Raw genomic sequence first — 20,785 nt, 5'->3', positions numbered from 1 at the left:
CGCGGGGAGGAGAACGATATGTACAGCAAAGACGGCGAGAACTACTTCATCGTCGACGCGCACGTCGCATTGTGGGACGCCCGCCCGGAGAACCAGCGGAATGTCCAGGCCAAGCAGTTCATCGACTGCTTCTACGACTACCACCGCAACCTCGGACCGGAGGAGGAACACTGGTCCTACGAGGAATTCCTTTACCAGGGCGGCGAACGCCTCATGAAGGATCTATTCCAGGACGGCTACGTGGACCACGCGATCTTCCAGCCGGCCTATCTCGGCGCGTTCTACAAGAACGGCTTCGCGCAGGTGGAGGAGGCGTACAACCTGGCCGCGGCAAATCCGGGCAAGCTCACCTACAACCACTGTTATGACCCCCGCGAGGGCGAGGCCGGCCTTGACCGGCTCCGCGCCGACCACGAGAAGATGAAGTTCAAGGGGGTGAAGCTCTACACCGCCGAATGGCGCGGCGAATCCCGCGGGTACAAGCTCTCCGATCCCTGGTCCTACCGGTATTTCGAAGAGTGCCGCAAGCTCGGCATCAAGAACATCCACATCCACAAGGGCCCTACCGTCCGCCCACTGGACCGGGACGCTTTCGACGTCGCCGACGTCGACCACGCCGCCTCAGACTTCACCGACCTGAACTTTGTGGTGGAGCACGTCGGCCTGCCCCGGCTGGAAGACTTTTGCTGGATCGCCACCCAGGAACCCAACGTCCACGGCGGCCTCGCCGTCGCGATCCCCTTCATGCACACCCGGCCACGCTACTTCGCCCAGATCATGGGCGAGCTCATCTACTGGATCGGCGAGGATCGCATCCAGTTCTCCAGCGACTACGCCATCTGGTCACCCCGCTGGCTGATCGAGCGGTTCGTTGACTTCCAGATCCCGGAAGACATGACCGAATACGCCCCGCTCACCGTGAACCAGAAGAAAAAGATCCTGGGACTGAACGCGGCGAAAATGTACGACATCCCGGTGCCCGCAGAGCTCCAGCTCCCCAACTCGGACGAGACAAAGACAGGACCGAGGCAGCCCGAACGTGCGGACCTGGCAGGCGCGGCATGACGGCGGCATTGACGGAGCGCACCGTCCGGGACGTGGCGGTGACCGCCGACGACGTCCGCCAGGCGCTGGGGGCCGTGCTGGATCCGGAGCTGGACGAGCCCATCACGGATCTGGGCTTCGTCCGTTCCCTCGAGATCACCGGTTCCCTGCCCGGCGCCGTGGTGACCGTGCACCTGCGGCTGCCCACGTCATTCTGCTCGCCGAACTTCGCCTACCTGATGGCGTCCGACAGCAAGGACGCGATCTCGGCGCTGCCCGGGGTGGCGGCGGTGGTGGTTGAGCTCGATGACCACCACGACTCCGCCCTGATCAACGCCGGTCTTGCGGCCGACGCCGGATACCAGGGCACCTTCGGCCACGAGGCCGAGCACAGCCTGGAGGAGCTGCGGTGGACGTTCCGCCGCAAAGCGCACACCGCCGCGATGGAGCGCTGCCTCACCGAGCTGCTGCGGGCCGATCCCACGCTGGCAGAAGAAAGCGTCGGGACGGTGCGGCTGGGTGACCTGCCGGCCGGCCGGACCAAGGACGCTTTAGTACGACGGCGGACGGCGCTTGGGCTGCCGACGGAAGCTGCCGCCGTCGTCCTCGTAGACCATAACGGCATTCCCTACCCTCCCGACAACGTGCCGATGGCGTTGCGCCGGGCCCGTTCGACCCGCATTTCCATTGACGGCAATGCCCACTTCTGCCGCGGCCTGCTGCGGACACGCTACGCCGGCTCCGGCGCCGACCAGACAGATCGGCCCGAGGGAGCCGAGCCGGCCGACCATCACCACCCGCTTCCGTTCACAGTCAAGGAGATCCACCCATGAACACCATGCGAGCCATCCAGGTGGTTGGCTACCACGAAGGCCTGAAAATGACCGAGGCGCCCATTCCGGAAGTGGCCGGGGCCTGGGACGTCGTGGTCCGGATCGGCGGAGCCGGTGTGTGCCGGACGGACCTGCACATCCTCGAGGGCCAGTGGGCCGAAAAGTCCCAGGTGCAGCTGCCCTACACCATCGGCCACGAGAACGCGGGGTGGGTGCACGCCGTCGGCAGCGCAGTCGCCAACGTCAAGGAAGGCGACAAGGTGATCCTGCACCCGCTCATCACCTGCGGCCTGTGCCGCGCCTGCCGCTCAGGCGACGACGTGCACTGCGAGAACAGCAGGTTCCCCGGCATCGACACCCACGGCGGGTACGCCGAGTACCTCCTCACCTCCGCCCGGTCCGTGGTGAAGATCGACGATTCACTGGAACCGGCGGACGTGGCGGCCCTGGCGGACGCCGGCCTAACGGCCTACCACGCCGCGGCGAAAGCGGCCAAGCGGCTGACGCCGCGGGACAACTGCGTGGTGATCGGCGCCGGCGGGCTGGGCCACATCGGGATCCAGGTGCTGAAGGCCCTCACGCCGAGCCGGATCATTGTGGTGGACCGCAACCCGGCCGCCCTTGAACTGGCGAAGTCGATCGGAGCCGATGAAGGGGTCCTCGCGGACGGCACGCAGGTGGAACAGGTGCGCGCCCTCACCGGCGGCAACGGCGCCGAGGTGCTGATCGACTTCGTGGGTGAAGGCGGCGCGACGTCCGAGGGCATTGCAATGCTGCGGGAGGCCGGCGACTACTTCGTGGTGGGCTACGGCGAGGACATCAGCGTGCCGACCATCGACATCATCTCCTCCGAAATCAACATCATCGGCAACCTCGTGGGTTCCTACAACGACTTGCAGGACCTCATGTCGCTCGCTGCCCGCGGGGCTGTCACGCTGCACACCCAGAAGTACAAGCTGGATGATTTCCAGCAGGCCATCAGCGACCTGGACGCCGGCAAGGTCCGTGGCCGCGCCATCCTGGTGCCCTGATACCCGCTCCCTGATACCCGTTTCGCCCCAGCCAGCACGAAGCTTCTATATAGAGGACAACCGATGATCTTCATTACCGCAAAATTCTCGGTGAAGCCGGAGCACGCCGACGCGTGGCCGGAGATTTCCCGGGACTTTACTGAGAACACGAACGCCGAGGAGGGCTGCCTGTTCTTCGAGTGGGCCCGCTCCCTGGCCGACCCCAACATCTACGTCCTGATCGAGGCGTTCCGTGATGACGAGGCTGGCAGTGAGCACGTGCAGTCGGAGCATTTCAAGAGGGCGACGGCGAAACTGCCGGCATACCTGGCCCGGACTCCGGACATCGTCAACGTCAAGGTAGACGGGTGGTCAAAGCTCGGGGAGCTCGCGGTGGAGTAGCCCCACGCCCCGTCGGCAGCGCAGGCTGCCGGCGGGGCACCCCGCACGGCCAGTTCAGTCCTGGGACCCGGCCTCCTGGCGTGCAGCGGTGGACTCGGCGATCTGCTTGATTGCGGCGAGCGTTACCGGGATGCCGTGAAGCGCCTGCTGGGTGCGGTCAGCGATCTGCTCGGGCGCCTTGTCACCGAACTTCTCCTCGAACATGGCTATCCCGTCCGGAAGGAATTCCCAAGACTCGGTCAGGGTGGTCCCGGCATCCGCCGGAGCCATGGTGAAGCCCCAGCGGACGAACTTGCCGCCCACCACCCAGGCGAACTCGCGGCCGCGCTCGGCGGCCACCACCTGCGAGCGCGTCTCCCAGGTCCGGTGGGGCAGTTCGTTGCGCCCCGTGAACCAGGCACCGATGTGGCCCGCGCTGTTCTCGTCGTCCCACCAGCATGCTTTACAGATCGGGCTCCACTCGCCCGTCCGGGTGATGTCCGAGACCAAGTCGTAGACCCTCTCAGCCGATGCCTGGACCGTAACGGACTCCTGGTACTGGCGGGGGCTGCTCTGGTTCATGGGTTCATCCTTTCTGAGAGTCACGTCTTCTGCCGCCGGCTGCCGCCGTGCCAGTCTTCCTGCGTGCCGACTGTACCGGCGGTGACTCCGAAGGCGGGCAGCTGCGGCTGCTCACGCAGGCTTCGCTTAAGCTCCGCGAAGCCGGGAAACCGTGCCAGGCCCACCACGTGGTCCCACAGCTCGGCGGCGGACTCTTCGTCCGGCAGCCGGCTGATCACCGGCCCGAAGAAGGCCACCCCGGCGGGCGGCTCAAAATGGATGATGGGCGTGCCCACATCCTTGCCCGTCAGACCCAGCGCCTCATCGGTCTCCTGCCGGATCTCCCGGTCCCAGGACTCGTCGTCCAGGGCGTCCGCCAGCGCCAGGGGCAAGCCGGCTTCGGCGAGGATCGGCTCCACGAACTCGTGCGTCCCGCGCCGCTCACGCACCGCGCGCTCGCTAGGCAGGTTGACCGTGCCCGGGGCGGTTTCGAAGATGTGCGTCCCTAATGCCTCATACAGCCGCGCAATCGACTCGCGGCCATGCTCCCCACGGGCCTTGGCCGCCACGCGCAGAAGCCGGAGGCCGGCCGTGTGTCCGGCCTCGTACTCAGGCGGGAAATGGGCGTCGTAATCGACCGCCGCGTTGATCTGGCGCAGCGAAATGAACCGCCAGTCCACGGTGTACCCGCGCTGCGCCTGCACCATGCGCACCCACTTGCTGGTCATCCAGGCGAAAGGGCAGACCGGGTCGAAATAGAAGTTGATCTCGGCATTCACCCGTCCACCCTCGCACCTGTTTGTGACCAGCGTCTATTCGGCACGGAAGGTGGACAAGCAGCGTGACCGGCCGGGGGCTCGATGCTGCTCCACGTGGAACTGCATTGCGCTCCTCGTGAGAGCCGGAAGCTCGGCAAAAACTGAGCCAAACCTGGGACACCGGCTGGCGTCCGGCCTATAGGATTCCCTAGTCATCCGGAACCACGCGCTTCCGGCGAACTGAAAATTGGGGGAATCAATGCCGGAACTCGGCCGTATCTACTGGACCCGGCAGGGGCTTCGCCTGGCGTACTCGGCGGTGACGATCTGGATCGCTGTCGCGATGATGACCGCGCTCGGCTCGAAGCCGGCACCGGCTGCCGGAGCGGGGCCGTCAGCCGCCGCAGCGGTCCTGAGCGGCATGGTGGAGAACGTCGTCGCCGCGGTTGCGCTCCCGGGCGTGGCCGCCGTCGTGCTTGGGATTACTGCCGCCGTCATCACCGGCCGGGACGTCCGCCGCCGGGATCCGGTGCGCCGCTTCACGCGCCAGCAGCGCCGCGAAGGGATGACCAGGGCAGGCGGCCTGTGCGAGCTGGAAGCCGGCTTCGGGCGCCGCTGCGGACGCCCGGCCGAGCACGGGGACCACTTCTATCCGTGGTCCAAGGGCGGTTCCACCAGCCTGCAGAACTTCGTTGCGGCCTGCGCCAGGTGCAACCGCGCCAAGCGTGCGAATATCCCGTCACCGGGCCAGCAGCAACGGATGGAACGACGACGGCGGGAGTACCTGCCGCCGTCGTCCTCCGTCAGCGTGGGCGAACGGCACCCGCTCCCCTGACGCGCGGCTGCCCACAGCCCCTACGGGTGCACCAGCACCTTTACCGCGGTGTCCTTGTGGTTGATCAGGGTGTCGAAGCCCTGCTCCACCAGGTCCTCCAGCGCGATCCGGCCGGTGATGAACGGCTTGAGGTCCACCTTGCCCTCCTGCACCATCTTGATCACGGCGGGGTGGTCCCGGACGTAGGCGATGGTGCCGCGCAGGTCGATCTCCTTGAGGACCAGCTTCTGCATGTCCACGGTGGCGGGCGCGCCCCAGATGGACACGTTGACCACCACGGCGCCGGGCCGGACGGCGTCGAGCATGGTGTCCAGCACCGCGTTCACGCCGGCGCATTCGAACGCGACGTCGGCCCCCGTCCCGCCGGTGAGCTCGCGCACCCGCGCCGGGACGTCCTCTTTGCTCGGATCCAGGACATGGTCCGCCACGCCGCTGGACGTGGCTTTCTCCTTGCGCGCCTGGGTGAGTTCGCTGATGATCGTGGTCACCCCCATGCCCTTCAGGACCGCCGCGGTGAGCAGCCCGATCGGCCCGGAACCGCCCACCAGTGCGGTGTCGCCGGCCTTCACGCCACTGCGCGCCACCGCGTGGTGAGCCACGGACAGCGGCTCGATCAGGGCAGCCTCATCCAGCGGAATGTCCCCGATGGGGTGCACCCACCGCTGGTCCACCACGATCTTCTCGCTCAGCCCTCCCCCGCCGCCCGACAGCCCGATGAAGCCCATCTGCCGGCACAGGTGGTAGTTGCCTGCGTTGCAGGAATCGCATTCGTCGCAGACAAAATAGGGCTCGACGACGACGTTGTCCCCCTTCGCGAGGCCCGTCACCCCTTCGCCGACCTCAGAGACAGTCCCGGAGAATTCGTGTCCCAGCGTCACCGGAGCTTCCTCGTGGGACAGCGGGTGGGGGTGGCCTGGCGCCGGGACGAAGATGGGGCCCTCCAGGTACTCGTGCAGGTCGGTGCCGCAGATGCCGCACCACGCGACGTCGATCTTGACGGTCTCAGCGAGGAGGTCCGGCTCCGGGATGTCCTCGATACGGATGTCCTTGCGGGCGTGGAATCGTGCTGCCTTCATGATGCGCTCTCCTTAGCGGGTGTGGTGGCTGGGCTGCAGTTCGTACACCGGCGTCTCGAGTCCTTCCATCCGGGCTTTGAGCTGCAGGGCGAGGTAGGAGGAGTAGTGCCGGCTCTGGTGCAGGTTGCCGCCGTGGATCCAGAGGTTGGGGACGTTGGTTGGTTTCCACATATTGCGCAGCTCTCCCTCCCACGGACCAGGGTCTTTTGGCGTGTCTGAGCCGTATCCCCAGCATTTTCCTACTTTGTCCGCGATTTCGGGAGAGACCAGGTCCGCCAGCCAGCCGTTCATGGACCCGTACCCGGTGGCGTAGACAATCAGGTCGGCCTCCAACTCGGTGCCGTCGTCCATCACCACGGCGTTGCCGGTGATCTTGGAAACCTGCCCTGACTTGAGCTTCACCCGGCCGTCGATGATCAGCTGGGAGGCGCCGACGTCGATGTAGTAGCCGGAGCCGCGCCGCAGGTACTTCAGGAAGAGGCCTGAGCCGTCCACGCCGAAGTCCAGCTCGAACCCTGCGGCCTCCAGCTGCGAGTAGAAGTCCGCATCCCGCTTCGCCATCTCCTGGTAGACGGGCACCTGAGCCTCGGGCAGGATCCGGTACGGCAGGGACGCGAACAGCAGGTCTGCCTTTTCCGTGGTGACACCGTTGGCGAGCGCCTTCTCCGAGTACAGGTCACCCAGGGCCAGGTCCATCAGCGACTCGCTGCGGGCAATGTGGGTGGAGGAGCGCTGCACCATGGTGACGTCGGCGCCGTGCTCCCACAGGTCCGCGCAGATGTCGTGCGCGGAATTGTTGGAGCCGATCACCACAGCCTTCTTCCCGGTCCAGTCCCCTCCGCCGGGGTGCTGGGAGGAGTGCCGCTGCTCCCCCAGGAAGCTCTCGGCACCGTCGAACGCGGGGATGTTCGGGTAGCCGGAGACGCCCAGGGCGAAGATCAGCTGCTTGGGCCGCAACCTCACCGGTTCGCCGTTGCGAAGGACGCTGACCGCCCATTCCTGCGTGCCGTCGTCGTACTCTGCGCCCACGCATTCGGTGCCGGACCAGTAGTTCAGCTCCATGATGCGGGTGTAGTGCTCCAGCCAGTCGCCGATCTTGTCCTTGGCGGCGAAGACGGGCCAGTCCTCCGGGAATTTCAGGTAGGGCAGGTGGTCGTACCAGACGGGGTCGTGCAGGTGCAGGGACTTGTAACGGTTGCGCCAGGAGTCGCCCGGGTTCTGGTTTTTCTCGATCACGAGGGTGGGCACGCCCAACCGCTTGAGCCGCGCCGCGAGGCCGATGCCGCCCTGCCCGCCGCCGATGATCACGCAGTAGGGCTGGTCCTCGTAGCCGAGCCGGGCTTCCTGCTCTTCCTTGAGTTCCTTCCAGGAGCGGCGGCCGCGGACGATTTCGTGTGCCACGCCCTGCTCGCGGCGCGGGCCCTTTTTCTCCTCGAAGCCCTTCAGCTCCTGCATGGTGGTGAGCAGGGTCCAGCATTTGCCGTTCCGCAGCCGGAGGTGGCCGTAGCCGCGGGCGGTGCCGGTCTCGAACGTGATCCAGGCTTCCACGGTCCCGTCGGCGGCGGTACTGCCGGTGGCGTCCTCGGCGAGTGCCCAGTCGGCGGGCTGGACGTGGTCCAGCGTGGCCTGGAGCATGCGGCGGATGTCCGCCTTGCCTTCCAGGGTTTTCAGGTTCCAGGTGAACGCCACGAAGTCGCGCCAGTAGCTGTCGTCCTCGAACAGGTCCAGCGCGGCGTCCACGTCGCGCCGCTGCAGCGCCTGGTCCAGGCTGGCCAGCCAGGCCTGTGCTGCGGCGGTGGGTGTTTCGGTCATCTCCACTCCTTTGTGTGCGGTCCCTCAGGTGGTCCGGGCGGCCCCCTCCCGCCGGTGTCCCTGCGGTATGCTGGGGCGGGCGTGAGCTGCATCACTATTGGAACGCGGCGGGGGTAACAAGCGCGTTACACGGGCGCTGCCGGCAAGGACGCCGGCAGTGAGGAGGAGACGGTGGACTACGGCCTGAGGTTCTCGGACCCGGCGAAGTACGCGCGCGCCCTGCGCCGGGCGCACGAGCTGGTCATCGCCGGTGTCCCGCGCCCGGAGATCCCTACCCCGCTGGCGGAATCGTGGCGCCGGTCCATGGCGCTGGGCATCAGCCCGGACCAGCACAGCCCGCGGCACGTGCACGATCCGTCCGAGGTGGTTCAGCTGCGGCGCGAGCACCGGCTGCAGCAGGTGATGCCGGCACTGCAGGACCTGCTGGCCGACGATTCCAGTTCCGGCCGGCACCTGCTGGTGCTCACGGACGCCGGTGGTGAGATCCTGTGGCGGGTGGGCAGCCGGGAGGCGCTGCGGCGGGCGGACCGGCTGGAGTTCTCTGAAGGGGCGGACTGGTCCGAGGCGGGGATCGGCACCAACGCCATCAGCGAGGCGCTGGTCACCGGCGGGCCGGTGCAGCTGTTCTCCGCCGAGCACCTGGTCCGCACCCACCACGACTGGGCATGCACGGCGGCGCCCATCACGGACCCTTTGACGGGTGCGTTGCTGGGCGTGCTGGACGTCTCGGGCCCGCTGGACACCATCAGCGCGGACACGCTGCGGATGGTGCGGTGCGCGGTCCGGGTGGCGGAGTCGCTGCTGGGAACGTCCGACGGCGGCGCCTCCTTGAGTGCGTCTTCTTCCGTTGCTGCCTCCCGGCAGGGTGCGCGGCGGGCTGCCGCTGCTGCTGTTTCGTCGCTGGAGCTGCTCGGCGACCGGCCTGCCGCGGTGTTTGCCGACGGCAGCCGGGTACCTCTGACGCTGCGCCGGGCGGAGATCCTGGCGCTGCTCGATTCCCGGTCGCAGGGATGGAGCGCCGACGAATTGGCGTACGAGCTGCACGGGGATGCGGGCACGCCGCAGGCCATCCGGACGGAGATGTTCCGGGTCCGGTCCCTGCTTGGTGATGCTGTGGAGTCGAACCCGTACCGGCTTGCCGCAGGCTTGGCCGGGTGTTCCGATTCGGGGCGGGTACTGCGGCTGCTGCGGGAGGGCCACGTGGCTGAGGCGCTGGAGGCGTATCCGGCTCCCCTGCTCAGCCGGTCCGGTGTCCTCGCGGTGCAGCTGCTGCGGGACCAGCTGGACCTGGCCGTTGGTTCGGCGGTGCGGGCCAGCGGGGATGCCGGACTGCTTATGCGATGGCTGTCCACGGACATGGGGACCGCGGACGCGGAGGGTGTGAAAGCGCTGGGACAGCTGATGGGACGTGATGATCCAAGGTATTCGGCGTTCCGCGCTTCCTCTGCGTTCTGTGGCTGAGCGTGGCAGAGCGCCTTAATGAGCCTTCAGCAGCCCTGTGATTGCGTTCGTCGAAACCAGACGTCCCGCGGGGCACCGGACCGGAAGCCGGACCGTTGGCAGCCGCCATTGTTTGGCCCCTTGGGCAAACGGTACGATGCTGCCGGGGAGAGGTCCTGGTCTGGGATGACGTGCGTTAGGTGCCCTTCCGATGATCCACTTCTTCACCTTCCGGCCCGGCGAAACGGCGTGCGCGCTGCACGCAACGCTCTTCCCCGGACGCGACATTCCCGGGACGCTGTAGTCCGGGCTGGCTGAATCCGTTGGCTGCTCCAAGAAACGGTCACCATGGCAATCATCTCCAGTGACAACACCACGCCGCGGGTGACCGGTGTGCTGTTCGTGGTGAGCGCGCTGGCGTTCGCCGCGGCCGCCACCGTCCTGTCAGCAACGTTCGACTGGCCGGAAATCCTGCGGGAACCTGCCAGTGTTGTGTTGCCCGCGTTTGACGCGGGCGGAGCGGGGCTGGTGTGGACCTGGTTCGCCGCCGCGTGGACCTACGGACTCCTGGCCATACCGGTCCTGCTGCTGCCCCCTGCGCTGGGCCTCCGCGACCATCCGGCGTTGCGGGTGGCCACCTGGGTTGGCGCCGCCTCCGTTCTCCTGTCGGTGATCGGCTTCCTGCGCTGGGTGTTCGTCGTCCCGCCGCTGGCCGCCTCCTACCTAGCTGGCGATGCCACCACGCGCGCCGCCGTGGAAGCAGCCTGGCTGGCACAGCACCAGTTCGGCGGAGCGCTGCTGGGCGAACATCTGGGCCAGCTGCTGGTGATCGGCTGGTCGGTCACCCTCAGCGTGGTCATTCTGCGAACTCGGGTGCTCCCGCGCTGGCTTGGCGCTGCCGGGCTTCTGGTCAGCCTCCTCTACCTGCTGAACCAGGGCGAGATCCTTGCCACCGCCGTTCCCGGGTTCCCGGTATGGGACCTTGCGGGCCTGCTCGGCAGTACCGGATGGGGATTGTGGGTGGCGGCGCTGGGCGTCTGCATTCTGGTTCGCTCCAGGCAGGGTGCAAGCCGCCGGGTTTGAAACAATAGCCAAGAGACCACCCAGCAAACCGAAGGGGCACCCCACGATGACCGGCAACCCGACGCCTGGCAGCCGGCTCCGCACCCGTCGCTTGCTCTTGGGTGTCGTCCTGCTCGGAGCGCTCGCCTCCGTGCTGGCACTCCTCGGCCCCGGCTTACTGAGTGGATTGCCCACTGCGGACGGCTCGCTGGTGCTGCGCCCTGAGTGCGTCGTCGAAACCCCGGCGGGAGAAGTGGGACTCGATCGTGATGCCGCAAAACGGGCCACCACAGCCGTGGCGCTGCTCGCCCGTGGAATGGCAGCCCCGGACACCACCGGCATTGACCCGGCGGTGATGCAGCGGCTGGCGGACGGGCCACCCGAAGACGCCGGCCCTGTCCTGGCCTGCCGCGGCTCGGCAGCCAGTGACCTGCAGGAACAGCAGGCTGGAGCCAGCGGCCTGACACCCCGCGCCGAGCAGCTGCGCGCGGCGATGGCCGAGGTGTTCGGCGGGCAAAGCCTGGGCGGGTTCGCCCCGGGCGGCGTGGATCAGGGGCACGGAGCCGACTCGACGCACTACGACGGCCGGGCCATCGACATCTTCTTCCGTCCGGTGACCGAGGAGAACCGGCGTCAGGGCTGGATACTCGCGCACTGGCTCGTCGCTCACGCAGCGGACCTGGACATTCAATATGTCATCTTCGATGACCGTTTCTGGAGCGCACGCAGCTCCCGCGGGCAATGGCGGGACTACGACGCACCTGACCCCGGCAACGAGATCCTTCGTCACCTCGACCACGTCCACGTGGACGTGCTAGGCGGAAGCCCCGGGTAAGGAAGCTGCCGACGGCGGTTCCCGACGCCGGGCAGGCGAGCCGGCTTCCGCTTGTCCAACAAACGCGTCGGACGTTGCAATAGGCTGGAAATCCCCGGACCACCACCACAAAACGAGGCATAACGTGCACCAGGACGCCGCCCGGTTCCTGTCCCAGCCGGTGGCCGCCCAGCCCGGCGCTCCCCTGCGCGTCGCGGTGTACTCGCGGATCGCCGAAGCCATCCGCAACGGCCTCCTCACCCCCGGCTCCATGATCCCCACCGAAACCGAACTCGGCACGAACATGAAAGTCAGCCGCACCGTGGTCCGCGAAGCCCTCATGCTGCTCGAGGAGGACGGCCTCATCAGGGCGCGGCGCGCCGATTGAAATAGAGGACGACGGCGGTACCACCTTGCTTGCCGGGCTCAACAAACAGCTGGGCAGGCTGGCCGGGCCAGGCGAGTGCCAGATCAGCCTCAGCCAGGTGGGACCCAGCCGGGCGAAGCTGCTGGACCTGCACCCCTCGGACCCCGTGCTGGTCCTGACGCAATACGTGCGGAACGGCAACCAGCCCTTCTACCTGGCCAAGTGCCTGGTCTCGGCCCGCGCCGGATACCTCTCGGCGATGCAGCAGTTCCAGTCCTGACCGCCTCGAAAGTCGATCCAGGCCGGGGTCCGCCCGTGGTGTCAGGCCTGGAGGCTCCGGAGCGTCTCCCTGGCACCGTGCCGGTTCAACGTGGCCAGGGCTTCGGAGTAGGCGGCAACAAACCTCTCGTCATCCACCAGGTCGCCGAAGACGTCGCTGTTGGAAATGAACGACAGCGGCTGCTGGCGCTGGCGTGCGGCGGCGGCCATCACGGTGTCCTTGAGCCGGTCAACCACGTCGATCGGGTTGCCCTGCTCGTCGGTCCCTTCGGCATAGCGGGCCCAACTCGCCACGATGGCGGCAGACCGCTTGATCTCCCCACCGTTCTCGAGGTTGATGCGCACCACGGGCAGGAGCCACTTCGGGATCCGGTCGGAGCTCTCGGCGCAGAGGCGGGCCAAGGTGTCCCGTACCTGTTCGTTGGAAAAGCGTTCGATGAGGGTGCGCTTATAGCTGTCAAGGTCGATGCCCGGCACGGGGTGCAGCGTCGGTGTTGCTTCCTTGTCCATGTAGTCCAGGAGGAACTGCGCGAACAACGGGTCCTGCGCTACTTCATGCGCGTAACGGTAACCGGCAAGGTAGCCGAAGTAGCACATGCCCTGGTGGCTTGCGTTGAGGAGCCGCAGTTTCATCAACTCATACGGCTCCACGTCGTCCACGACCTGGACGCCGGCCTTTTCGAAGGGCGGCCGTCCCAGGCTGAAGTGGTCTTCGAGTACCCACTGCTCGAAGGGCTCGCAGACCACGGGCCATCCGTCCTGCACACCATATTCCGCGGCGATGGCCTTCCTGTCTTCGTCGGTGGTGACGGGGGTGATGCGGTCCACCATGCTGTTGGGGAACGGAACGTTTTCCGCGACCCAGGCGCCGAGGGCGGGGTCCTTGAGTGCGGCGAAGGCACTGAACATTTTCCGTGCGACGTCGCCGTTGCCCTGGATGTTGTCGCAGGACATGATGGTGAAGGGCTCCAGTCCCCGGTCACGACGGCGGCGCAGGGCTTCGGTGATGAGTCCGAAAGTGGTGCGCGGTGCTGCCCCGGCTTCGAGGTCGTGGACCACGTCCGGGTTGTCGGCGTCGAAGTCGCCGGTGACGTGGTGGAAGTTGTACCCGCCTTCGGTCACGGTCAGCGATACGATCCGGACGGCGTCGGACGCCATTTTTTCGATCACGGCCTCGGGGCTGTCAGGGGCGAAGAGGTACTCGATGATTGACCCGATGACGCGGCCTTCCCGGGTGCCGTTCGGGTTCTTCACCACGAGAGTGTAGAGGCAGTCCTGCCGGTCCATGACCTCCTTCATGCGGGCGTCACTGGGCAGGACGCCCACTCCGCAGATGGCCCAGTCGTGGGCCAGGCCGGCGTTCATCAGCTGGTCCAGGTACATGGCCTGGTGGGCCCGGTGGAAGCCTCCGACGCCGAAATGGACGATTCCCGCGGTCAGGGCAGACCGGTCATAGGCCGGTTTGCCGAGGTTTGCCGGGAGTGCTGCCAGTGTTGACGCTGTAAGTAACTGCATGTGATTTTCCTTTCCGGTCCGGCTGTCAGCGGCCCGGGTAGACGATGGCTTTGAGTTGGCGGGGTTGCTTGCCGGACTTGAGCGCTTCCTCTGATTCGGCGAGCGCGAACCTGCCGGTGACAAGGACGTCCAGGTCCACCTTTCCGTCGGCGATCAGCTGGACCGCGAGCGGCCAGGTATTCGTGTAGCGGAAGACGCCGGAGAGCCAGATCTCCCGGTTCTGGATGTAGGAGACCGGGAGCTCGACGTCATCCGCGCCAAGCCCCACCAGGATCACGCGGCCGGCCGGGGCAACGGCCTTGATCCCGGAACGGACCGCCTGCGGTGCGCCGGACGCGTCAATGAACGCGTCGACGTCGAGCCCTTCCACAGTGTCTGTCCGGGCGTTGAGTGCGTGCGTTGCGCCGTGTTCCAGTGCGAAGGCGAGCCGGTCTTCGGCGATGTCGCTGATGTAGATTTCGGTGGCACCAAACGCGCGGGCGGCCTGGGCGGCGATGATGCCGATGGGCCCGGCACCGGCAATCAGCACCCGGCTGCCGGGCTTGATCCCGGCACGTTCACAGGCCCAGAGACCTACGGAGAGCGGCTCGATGAGGGCTGCCGCCTCGTCGCTGACACTGTCCGGAATGTCGTAGGCGAAGTCGCTCTGGATGGTCACGTACTCGGCGAACGCGCCGTCCACCGGCGGGGTGGCGTAAAACTCGATGTCCGGGCAGAGGTTATAGCGGCCTGCCTTGCACTGCTTGCACTTGCGGCAGGGGCGCTGGGGTTCGACGGCGACCCGCTGGCCAATGCGGGCAGGGTCAACTGCACTGCCGACTGCGGCGATCCGCCCCGAAAGCTCGTGGCCGAGGATTAGCGGGTGGTCCACCACATACGGGCCGATCCGGCCGTGTTCGTAGTAGTGCACGTCGCTGCCGCAGACGCCGACGGCCGCCACCTGCATCAGGACCTGGTCGGCGTCGAGCCCGGGGAGGGGCAGGGTCTCCATGGTCATCTCGCCCTGGCTTTTGAGGACGTTGGCGCGCATGGTGGCGGGCAGCGTCTGATCGGTGGCGGGCACGGTCTGGGCGGTTGGTGTTGTCATTGACGTGATCCTTGAAAGAGTTTGGTGGGGCGGCGGGCTATTTCATGGCCTGTTATTTCACGGCGCCCAGGGAGAGCCCCTGGACGAGTTTGTCCTGGGCGGCGAACCCTGCGAACAGCACCGGCAGGGAGATGACGACGGCGGCCGCACAGACCTGGGCGAGGAAGAGGCCCTGGCCGGAAACGAAGCCGGTGAGGAACACGGGCGCTGTGCCTGCCACCACGCCGGTGAGGACCCGGGCCAGGAGCAGTTCGTTCCAGCTGAAGATGAAGCAGATCAGGGCGGTGGCTGCGATGCCGGGCATGGCCACGGGGGCGATGATTTTGCGGAGGATGAGCAGGAGGTTGGCGCCGTCGATCTGTGCTGCCTCCAGCATTTCTTCAGGCACCTCGGCCAGGAAGGACCGCATCATCCAGACGGCGATGGGCAGGTTCATGGAGGTGTACATCAGGATCAGGAACCAGATGTTGTCCAGGGCCCCCACGGTCCGCGCGAAAAGGTAGAGCGGCAGGATGGCCGCGACCACGGGCATCATCTTGGTCGAAAGGAAGAAGAACATCACGTCCGTCCACTTCTTCACCGGCCGGATGGACAGCGCGTACGCTGCCGGGAAGGCCAGCAGCAGCACCAGGACCGTGGACAGGATCGAGGCGGTGGCGGAGTTGATCAGCGACGGCCACGGGCTGACGCCGGACGTTTCGCCGAAAAATTCCCGGTACGCATCCAGGGTGAGGTTCACGGCGATGGACGGCGGGTTCGTCGCGGCGTCGGTCTCGGAGTGGAACGAGGTGAGGATCATCCACAGGACCGGGACTGCGAAGAGCAGCGCCAGCAGCCATGCGGCAATGCCGGCGGCGGTGTTGTTGCGGGTGGGGTCCATGCGTGCCTTGCCGCGACGACGTAGGGTGCGGCCGGTGTTCAGCGCGGTAGGCGATTTGGAACGGGCAGGGCCCGAACTCTGCGGTGCGGCGGGGGTGAGGGTGCTCATCGTGCTGCCTCCTTCTTGAAGAGTGAAAAGACGGTGCGGAGTGCGAAGGTGGCCACGATGATGGTGCCGATGACCACCACGACCCCGGCGGCGGATGCCAGGCCGTATTCGTTGGCGAAGTAGAACGTCTGGTAGATGGCGTAGGGCAGGTTGGCGGTGCCCAGTCCGCCGGCGGTGAGGGTGAAGACGGCGTCGAAGTTCTGCACGATGTAGATGGCGCCGAGCAGCCCGCCCAGTTCCAGGTATTGGCGCAGGTGCGGCAGTGTCAGGTGGCGGAAGATCCCCCATGGGGTGGCGCCGTCCATCTGCGCGGCTTCCACGGTGTCCATGGGACGGGACTGCAGGCCCGCCAGCAGGATGAGCATCATGAACGGCGTCCACTGCCACACCAGGGAGAGGATCACGGCCATCATCGGTGCCTGGGAGAGCAGGTCCAGCTGCGGCGCCGTGGCGCTGCCGAACAGGGACCAGACCCAGGTCAGGACGCCGTTGATCAGCCCGTAGGTGGGGTTGAGCAGGGCATGCTTCCAGATCAGGGCCGCTGCCACGGGCACCACCAGGAACGGTGCGATCAGCAGGGTCCGGGCCAGGCCGCGGCCGATGAACTTCTTATCCAGCAGCAGGGCCAGTCCCAGGCCGATCAGCAGGCCGATCAGCACGACGGAGACGGTGAGGAGGATGGTGGTGAAGATGGCCTGGCGCAGATCCGGATCAGTCAGCACAGTGGCGTAGTTTTCCAGGCCTGCGAAGGCTGTCTTGTCCGGGCTGAGGCTGTTCCAGTTCATGAATGAGATGACCAGCGTTGCCACGAACGGAAGCTGGGTGACCAGGATAAGGAAGATCAGGGCGGGCAGCAGTGGTGCACGCCGTGCCCACGCCAAGGCGCGTTCGCGCGACTTCGCGTCTCGTGAAGGGGTGGCTGCATTGCGTCCCGGGCGGGAGATGCGCGCCGTTGCGGTAGTCATGATGTTCTCCTGCGGTTCGGTTAGGGCTGCTTGTACTTGTCGCCGACTTTTTGGGCGGCTTGCTGGCCTTTGGCCAGCGCGTCGGCCACGGAGCCTTGGCCGGCGATGGCTGAGCTGACGCCCTGGGAGACGCTGGTGCCAAGGGCGGCAAATTCGGGGATGCCGACAAACTGGATGCCGACGGCGGGACGTTCCTGCGCGCCGGGGTTCTTGGGATCGGCGTTCTCGATGGCGAAGCGTTCGGCTTCGAAGAACGGGGCAGCCTTCTGGAACTCGGCGTTCTCATAGGTGGAGATGCGTTTGCCGGACGGGACCTTTGCCCAACCGAGCTCAGAGGCGACGAGTTCCTCGTAGTCCTTGGAGCTGGCCCAGGCGATGAATTTACCGGCGGCGTCCTGCTTTTTGGACGCGGCCTGCATGGCCCAGGACCAGGTCCACAGCCAGCCGGAAGAGGCTGTTTCCTTCACCGGTGCCTGGGCGTAGCCGATCTTGCCCTTCACCGGGGAATCCTCGGCTTCCAGGGCTCCTGCGGCCGAGGTGGCGTCGTACCACATGGCCACGTTGCCCTGGCCCATGTTGTTCAGGCACTCGGTGAACCCGGCCTGCGCGGCCCCGGCTTCACCGTGCTCGCGGACCAGCTTGGTGTAGAACTCCACTGCCGCGGTGAATTCCGGGGAGTTGATTTGTGCGTTCCAGTCCTTGTCGAACCAGGTTCCGCCGAACGTGTTCACCACGGTGGTCAGCGGTGCGAAGACCTGCCCCCAGCCCGGCTGGCCGCGCAGGCAGATGCCTTTCATGCCCGGTTCCGCGCCGTCCACCTTCGCCGCTATGTCCGCGACCTCATCCCAGGTGGGTTTCGCCGGCATGGCCAGGCCCTTGGCCTCCAGGATGTCCTTTCGGTACATCAGGAAGGAGGACTCCCCGTAGAACGGTTCGCCATACAGCTTGCCGTCCTCGCCGGTGAGGGAGGCCGTATAGGCCGGCAGGATGTCGTCCTGGTCAAACCCGGGATCCGCAGCAACGCCATCCAGCGGCGCCAACCAGCCGTTGGCCGCGAAGAAAGGAATTTCGTAGTTCGACAGGGACGCGACGTCGTACTGGCCGGCCTGGCTGGAGAATTCCTGGCTGATCTTAGCCCGGACGTCGTTCTCCGGCAGGATCGTGTAGTTGACCCTAATCCCGGTTTCCTTGGTGAAGCTCTCCGCGGTCAGCCGCTGCAGGTCCTCCATCTGGGGGTTGTTCACCATCAGGACACTGATGCTGTCCGGGTCTCCGGCGGAATTGCCACCTCCGGCACCTGCACAGGCTGAGGCGGTGAGTGCGATGCAAAGGGCACCGGCAACCATCGAGGCCGCGCGCATCTTGGGACGCATAAGAACTCCTTTGTACTCAAAAGTCGGGATGAAGCTTGTGCTCATATGAGCATTCAAATTCGCTCATCTGGCATGTGACTCTAGTCATATATACTCGTTTGAGCAAGAGGGCGGACTCAAATGATCAGATGGAGAAGGGGTGAGCACGTGTCCGAGCATTCCCATGAAGAACTTCTGGCCCGCGTCAGCAGCGACTACTACCTGGAGAACCGCTCCAAGGTGGAAATCGCGGTCAGCCATGACATTTCGCGATTCCAGGTGGCGCGGCTGCTCACCGAGGCACGTGAGCGCGGAATCGTGGAAATAAAGGTCCATTACCCGGCCCACATCTCCGCCGCGGAGATCCGGCAACTGGAGTCCTGGCTGGGGATTCGTGAAGTCATCGTGGCAGACTCCACCTCCGGCGACGAGGGCCAGGCCCGCGGCATCCTGGCGAAGGCTGCGGCCGCCGAGATCTCACGGCAGGCGCCCGCCGGCGGAACACTGGGAATTTCGTGGTCCCGCATCCTCGACGTGGCCTCGATGCTGGTCCGAGACCTTCCCCGGTGCGACATCGTCCAGCTCGCCGGGGCGCTCCCCACAGAAGGGGAAAGCAATCCCCTTGAGCTTATCCAGCGGCTGGGGCACCTGAGCGGCGGGCTCACGTGGCCCCTGTGGTCGCCGCTGGTGGTGGAAGATCCGACGACGGCGGCCGGCTTGCGGCGCCAGCCAGAGATTGCGGGGGCCTTGGCGAAGGCAGATTCACTCGACCTGGCTATAGTCGCGATCGGCGCCTGGAAGAGCGGCGGCTCCACCGTCTGGGAACGGGCGGAAGCCGAGGTGCGGGAGGCAGCGGTGGAAGCCGGCGCCGTTGCGGAATGTTCGGGGCGGCTGCTCAATGCAGCAGGTGCTGCGGTCGAATCGGGGCTGGACGAACAAATCATCGCCGTCACCGTCAAGCAGTTGCAGCGGACCGAAAAGGTCATTGCCGTGTCGCACGGACGGGCACGGGCAGATGCGGTGCGGGCGGTTGCCAAAGCCGGTTTCGTGACCACGCTGATCGTCGATATCCCGCTGGCGCGGGCCCTTGCCGACCTGATGGATCAGGAGAACAGTCAATGAGCATTGTGGTCGGGGTGGACTCCTCCACACAGTCCTGCAAGGTCCTCGCGGTGGACGCGCACAGCGGCGATGTAGTTGCTTCAGGCGCGTCGGCCCACCCCGACCGCACCGCCGTCGACCCCCGCATCTGGACGTCCGCGCTGCGCGAGGCCTGGCAGGCCGCCGGTGCCGACCGCCTGGGCGGTTCCGTTGCCGGGGTGGGCATCGGTGCCCAGCAGCACGGGATGGTGGCGCTCGACAACACGGACACCCCAGTCCACGATGCGCTGCTGTGGAACGACACCCGCAGCGCAGCGGACGCGGCAAGGCTCCGGGACGAGCTGGGCCAGGAGACGTGGGTTGACGCCGTCAACCTGGTCCCGGTGGCGTCTTTCACCATCTCCAAACTGGCCTGGCTCGCGCAGAACGAGCCTGAGCTGGCGGACCGCGTTGATCAGGTTGTCCTCCCCCACGACTGGCTGAACGGAGCCCTGGGCGGCGAGTTCACCACCGACCGCAGCGATGCATCCGGCACCGGCTATTTCTCGCCGGTCACGGACAGCTACCGGACGGACCTGCTTGAGCGGTTCTTCGGCCGCGTTCCGCGCCTTCCGCGGATTGTTGCATCGCATGAGCGGGCGGGAACGGTACAGAGCGGATGGGGCATTGATGGTGCTGTCCTCGCCGCCGGTGCCGGGGACAACGCGGCGGCAGCTCTGGGGCTGGGCCTTCGTCCTGGCGAGGTGGTGGTTTCCATCGGCACGTCCGGAACCGTCTTCACCACCACGCCCTCACCCATGCCGGACCACACCGGTGCAATCGCAGGGTTCGCGGATGCCGCCGGCGGCCACCTGCCCCTGCTTGCCATGCTCAATTCCGCCCGCGTCATGGCGGCAACCGCGTCCATGCTCGGCGTCGGCCTGGCCCAACTGGATGCGCTGGCGCTGGACGCGGCAAGCGACGCCGGCGGGCTCACGTTCCTTCCGTATCTCGACGGCGAGCGAAGCCCCAACCTTCCGCATGCAAGCGGGAGCCTGGCCGGCCTGACCAGAGGCAACATGACCCCGGAGAACCTTGCCCGCGCCTCGGTGCTGGGCGTGCTCAATTCACTGGCCGACGCCATCGACCTGATGAAGCAGTCCGGCGGCACCCCGGACAAAGTCCTCCTCATTGGCGGAGGCTCCAAGTCGAACTCCCTCCGCCAGGCGGCGGCGAGCATTTTCAACCTGCCCGTTGAGGTCCCGGCCAGCAGGGAGTATGTGGCACTTGGCGCAGCGAAGCAGGCTGCGTGGGCAGCCACGGGAGAACTGCCGGACTGGAAGCGCAGCATCGAAGCCGCCTATGAGCCCGAGGGCGACTGGGGCGCCGGCGTCCGCGAACGCTACGCCGCGGCGCGCAGGAACGTCTACGGCGTGTGAGCGGCTGGTCCCAGAGTTCTTGGGCAGATAATCGGGTTTAAATCGTTTCCAAGTCGTATCTGCCCAAAAACTCCCAAGCAGTGGGCG

Annotated in this window: 21 protein-coding genes; 12 read left to right on the top strand and 9 right to left on the bottom strand. The window is 66.5% G+C overall.

Annotated elements, in window-relative coordinates; all coding sequences use genetic code 11:
- The first annotated feature begins 18 nt into the window (after positions 1-18).
- The 4 genes from ASPHE3_RS05125 (at position 19) to ASPHE3_RS05110 (ending at position 3,289) form a co-directional block, all read left to right on the top strand.
- Complete coding sequence (locus ASPHE3_RS05125; RefSeq protein ID WP_013600167.1) at positions 19-1,065, top strand: amidohydrolase family protein; 1,047 nt, start codon at positions 19-21, stop codon at positions 1,063-1,065.
- A complete protein-coding gene (locus tag ASPHE3_RS05120; protein ID WP_049786041.1) occupies positions 1,062-1,877 on the top strand; it encodes an iron-sulfur cluster assembly protein in 816 nt (271 codons plus the stop codon). The genes ASPHE3_RS05125 and ASPHE3_RS05120 overlap by 4 nt, the downstream gene beginning before the upstream one ends.
- The gene (locus tag ASPHE3_RS05115; RefSeq protein WP_013600165.1) at positions 1,874-2,908 is read left to right on the top strand and encodes an NAD(P)-dependent alcohol dehydrogenase; all 1,035 of its coding nucleotides are present in this window, start codon (positions 1,874-1,876) and stop codon (positions 2,906-2,908) included. Before ASPHE3_RS05120 ends, ASPHE3_RS05115 begins: the two co-directional genes overlap by 4 nt.
- Positions 2,909-2,971: 63 nt before the next feature.
- A complete protein-coding gene (locus tag ASPHE3_RS05110) occupies positions 2,972-3,289 on the top strand; it encodes a putative quinol monooxygenase (protein WP_013600164.1) in 318 nt (105 codons plus the stop codon).
- A 54-nt stretch (positions 3,290-3,343) separates the two neighbouring features.
- Here the strand turns inward: ASPHE3_RS05110 and ASPHE3_RS05105 are convergent, their stop codons facing one another.
- Both ASPHE3_RS05105 and ASPHE3_RS05100 read right to left on the bottom strand, forming a co-directional pair.
- Positions 3,344-3,850, bottom strand: a complete 507-nt coding sequence (locus tag ASPHE3_RS05105; protein WP_013600163.1) for an SRPBCC family protein — start codon at positions 3,848-3,850, stop codon at positions 3,344-3,346.
- A 20-nt stretch (positions 3,851-3,870) separates the two neighbouring features.
- On the bottom strand, positions 3,871-4,608 hold the full coding sequence (locus tag ASPHE3_RS05100; RefSeq protein ID WP_013600162.1) for a mycothiol-dependent nitroreductase Rv2466c family protein: 738 nt from the start codon (positions 4,606-4,608) through the stop codon (positions 3,871-3,873).
- 238 nt (positions 4,609-4,846) lie between these two features.
- Here ASPHE3_RS05100 and ASPHE3_RS05095 point away from each other — a divergent pair, with 238 nt between their 5' ends.
- Positions 4,847-5,422 carry an HNH endonuclease gene (locus ASPHE3_RS05095; protein ID WP_013600161.1) on the top strand — a complete coding sequence of 192 codons (576 nt, stop codon included), beginning with the start codon at positions 4,847-4,849 and terminating at the stop codon, positions 5,420-5,422.
- 20 nt (positions 5,423-5,442) lie between these two features.
- Here the strand turns inward: ASPHE3_RS05095 and ASPHE3_RS05090 are convergent, their stop codons facing one another.
- Positions 5,443-6,498, bottom strand: coding sequence for a 2,3-butanediol dehydrogenase (locus tag ASPHE3_RS05090; protein WP_013600160.1), 1,056 nt, complete (start codon positions 6,496-6,498; stop codon positions 5,443-5,445).
- A 12-nt stretch (positions 6,499-6,510) separates the two neighbouring features.
- A complete protein-coding gene (locus tag ASPHE3_RS05085) occupies positions 6,511-8,310 on the bottom strand; it encodes an NAD(P)/FAD-dependent oxidoreductase (RefSeq protein WP_013600159.1) in 1,800 nt (599 codons plus the stop codon).
- Positions 8,311-8,481: 171 nt separating this feature from the next.
- On the opposite strand from ASPHE3_RS05085, the gene ASPHE3_RS05080 reads away from it, so the two are divergent.
- From ASPHE3_RS05080 to ASPHE3_RS22600, 5 genes are all read left to right on the top strand, one after another.
- On the top strand, positions 8,482-9,771 hold the full coding sequence (locus tag ASPHE3_RS05080) for a GAF domain-containing protein (protein ID WP_013600158.1): 1,290 nt from the start codon (positions 8,482-8,484) through the stop codon (positions 9,769-9,771).
- A 327-nt stretch (positions 9,772-10,098) separates the two neighbouring features.
- Positions 10,099-10,833: a DUF4386 domain-containing protein gene (locus ASPHE3_RS05075; protein WP_013600157.1), complete on the top strand. Its 735-nt coding sequence runs from the start codon at positions 10,099-10,101 to the stop codon at positions 10,831-10,833.
- 46 nt (positions 10,834-10,879) lie between these two features.
- Entirely contained in the window at positions 10,880-11,647 is a 768-nt protein-coding gene (locus tag ASPHE3_RS05070) for a hypothetical protein (RefSeq protein WP_013600156.1), read from the top strand.
- A gap of 124 nt (positions 11,648-11,771) precedes the next feature.
- A complete protein-coding gene (locus ASPHE3_RS22605) occupies positions 11,772-12,014 on the top strand; it encodes a winged helix-turn-helix domain-containing protein (protein ID WP_013600155.1) in 243 nt (80 codons plus the stop codon).
- 25 nt (positions 12,015-12,039) lie between these two features.
- On the top strand, positions 12,040-12,273 hold the full coding sequence (locus tag ASPHE3_RS22600; protein WP_013600154.1) for a hypothetical protein: 234 nt from the start codon (positions 12,040-12,042) through the stop codon (positions 12,271-12,273).
- Between the two features lie 41 nt (positions 12,274-12,314).
- Here the strand turns inward: ASPHE3_RS22600 and ASPHE3_RS05060 are convergent, their stop codons facing one another.
- Genes ASPHE3_RS05060 through ASPHE3_RS05040 form a run of 5 tightly spaced genes read right to left on the bottom strand, consistent with a single transcriptional unit; the run spans position 12,315 to position 18,200 of the window.
- Positions 12,315-13,787, bottom strand: coding sequence for a mannitol dehydrogenase family protein (locus ASPHE3_RS05060; protein WP_013600153.1), 1,473 nt, complete (start codon positions 13,785-13,787; stop codon positions 12,315-12,317).
- A gap of 25 nt (positions 13,788-13,812) precedes the next feature.
- Complete coding sequence (locus ASPHE3_RS05055; protein WP_013600152.1) at positions 13,813-14,874, bottom strand: NAD(P)-dependent alcohol dehydrogenase; 1,062 nt, start codon at positions 14,872-14,874, stop codon at positions 13,813-13,815.
- 52 nt (positions 14,875-14,926) lie between these two features.
- On the bottom strand, positions 14,927-15,862 hold the full coding sequence (locus tag ASPHE3_RS05050) for a carbohydrate ABC transporter permease (RefSeq protein WP_013600151.1): 936 nt from the start codon (positions 15,860-15,862) through the stop codon (positions 14,927-14,929).
- Entirely contained in the window at positions 15,859-16,827 is a 969-nt protein-coding gene (locus tag ASPHE3_RS05045) for a carbohydrate ABC transporter permease (RefSeq protein ID WP_013600150.1), read from the bottom strand. Before ASPHE3_RS05045 ends, ASPHE3_RS05050 begins: the two co-directional genes overlap by 4 nt.
- Before the next feature lie 20 nt (positions 16,828-16,847).
- Positions 16,848-18,200, bottom strand: coding sequence for an ABC transporter substrate-binding protein (locus ASPHE3_RS05040; RefSeq protein WP_013600149.1), 1,353 nt, complete (start codon positions 18,198-18,200; stop codon positions 16,848-16,850).
- Positions 18,201-18,347: 147 nt separating this feature from the next.
- Between ASPHE3_RS05040 and ASPHE3_RS05035 the strand changes: the two genes are divergently transcribed.
- Positions 18,348-19,301 (top strand): sugar-binding transcriptional regulator, encoded by a 954-nt coding sequence (locus ASPHE3_RS05035; protein WP_013600148.1) that lies wholly within the window; start codon positions 18,348-18,350, stop codon positions 19,299-19,301.
- A complete protein-coding gene (gene xylB / locus ASPHE3_RS05030; protein ID WP_013600147.1) occupies positions 19,298-20,698 on the top strand; it encodes a xylulokinase in 1,401 nt (466 codons plus the stop codon). Before ASPHE3_RS05035 ends, xylB begins: the two co-directional genes overlap by 4 nt.
- Positions 20,699-20,785: the final 87 nt, after the last annotated feature.

Origin of the sequence: Pseudarthrobacter phenanthrenivorans Sphe3 (assembly GCF_000189535.1) — a bacterium.
In the GTDB taxonomy this organism is placed as follows: Bacteria; Actinomycetota; Actinomycetes; order Actinomycetales; family Micrococcaceae; genus Arthrobacter; species Arthrobacter phenanthrenivorans.
This window is presented reverse-complemented; position numbering and strand designations above follow the sequence as displayed.

Bases quoted from the DNA above. Each gene is read 5' to 3' on its own strand.
- ASPHE3_RS05095 (WP_013600161.1), top strand. From the start codon at position 4,847: ATGCCGGAACTCGGCCGTATCTACTGGACCCGGCAGGGGCTTCGCCTG.
- ASPHE3_RS05090 (WP_013600160.1), bottom strand. From the start codon at position 6,498: ATGAAGGCAGCACGATTCCACGCCCGCAAGGACATCCGTATCGAGGAC.
- ASPHE3_RS05045 (WP_013600150.1), bottom strand. From the start codon at position 16,827: ATGACTACCGCAACGGCGCGCATCTCCCGCCCGGGACGCAATGCAGCC.
- xylB (WP_013600147.1), top strand. From the start codon at position 19,298: ATGAGCATTGTGGTCGGGGTGGACTCCTCCACACAGTCCTGCAAGGTC.
- ASPHE3_RS05110 (WP_013600164.1), top strand. From the start codon at position 2,972: ATGATCTTCATTACCGCAAAATTCTCGGTGAAGCCGGAGCACGCCGAC.
- ASPHE3_RS05120 (WP_049786041.1), top strand. From the start codon at position 1,062: ATGACGGCGGCATTGACGGAGCGCACCGTCCGGGACGTGGCGGTGACC.
- ASPHE3_RS05060 (WP_013600153.1), bottom strand. From the start codon at position 13,787: ATGCAGTTACTTACAGCGTCAACACTGGCAGCACTCCCGGCAAACCTC.
- ASPHE3_RS05055 (WP_013600152.1), bottom strand. From the start codon at position 14,874: ATGACAACACCAACCGCCCAGACCGTGCCCGCCACCGATCAGACGCTG.
- ASPHE3_RS05085 (WP_013600159.1), bottom strand. From the start codon at position 8,310: ATGACCGAAACACCCACCGCCGCAGCACAGGCCTGGCTGGCCAGCCTG.
- ASPHE3_RS05125 (WP_013600167.1), top strand. From the start codon at position 19: ATGTACAGCAAAGACGGCGAGAACTACTTCATCGTCGACGCGCACGTC.
- ASPHE3_RS05050 (WP_013600151.1), bottom strand. From the start codon at position 15,862: ATGAGCACCCTCACCCCCGCCGCACCGCAGAGTTCGGGCCCTGCCCGT.
- ASPHE3_RS05070 (WP_013600156.1), top strand. From the start codon at position 10,880: ATGACCGGCAACCCGACGCCTGGCAGCCGGCTCCGCACCCGTCGCTTG.
- ASPHE3_RS05040 (WP_013600149.1), bottom strand. From the start codon at position 18,200: ATGCGTCCCAAGATGCGCGCGGCCTCGATGGTTGCCGGTGCCCTTTGC.
- ASPHE3_RS05115 (WP_013600165.1), top strand. From the start codon at position 1,874: ATGAACACCATGCGAGCCATCCAGGTGGTTGGCTACCACGAAGGCCTG.
- ASPHE3_RS05105 (WP_013600163.1), bottom strand. From the start codon at position 3,850: ATGAACCAGAGCAGCCCCCGCCAGTACCAGGAGTCCGTTACGGTCCAG.
- ASPHE3_RS05075 (WP_013600157.1), top strand. From the start codon at position 10,099: ATGGCAATCATCTCCAGTGACAACACCACGCCGCGGGTGACCGGTGTG.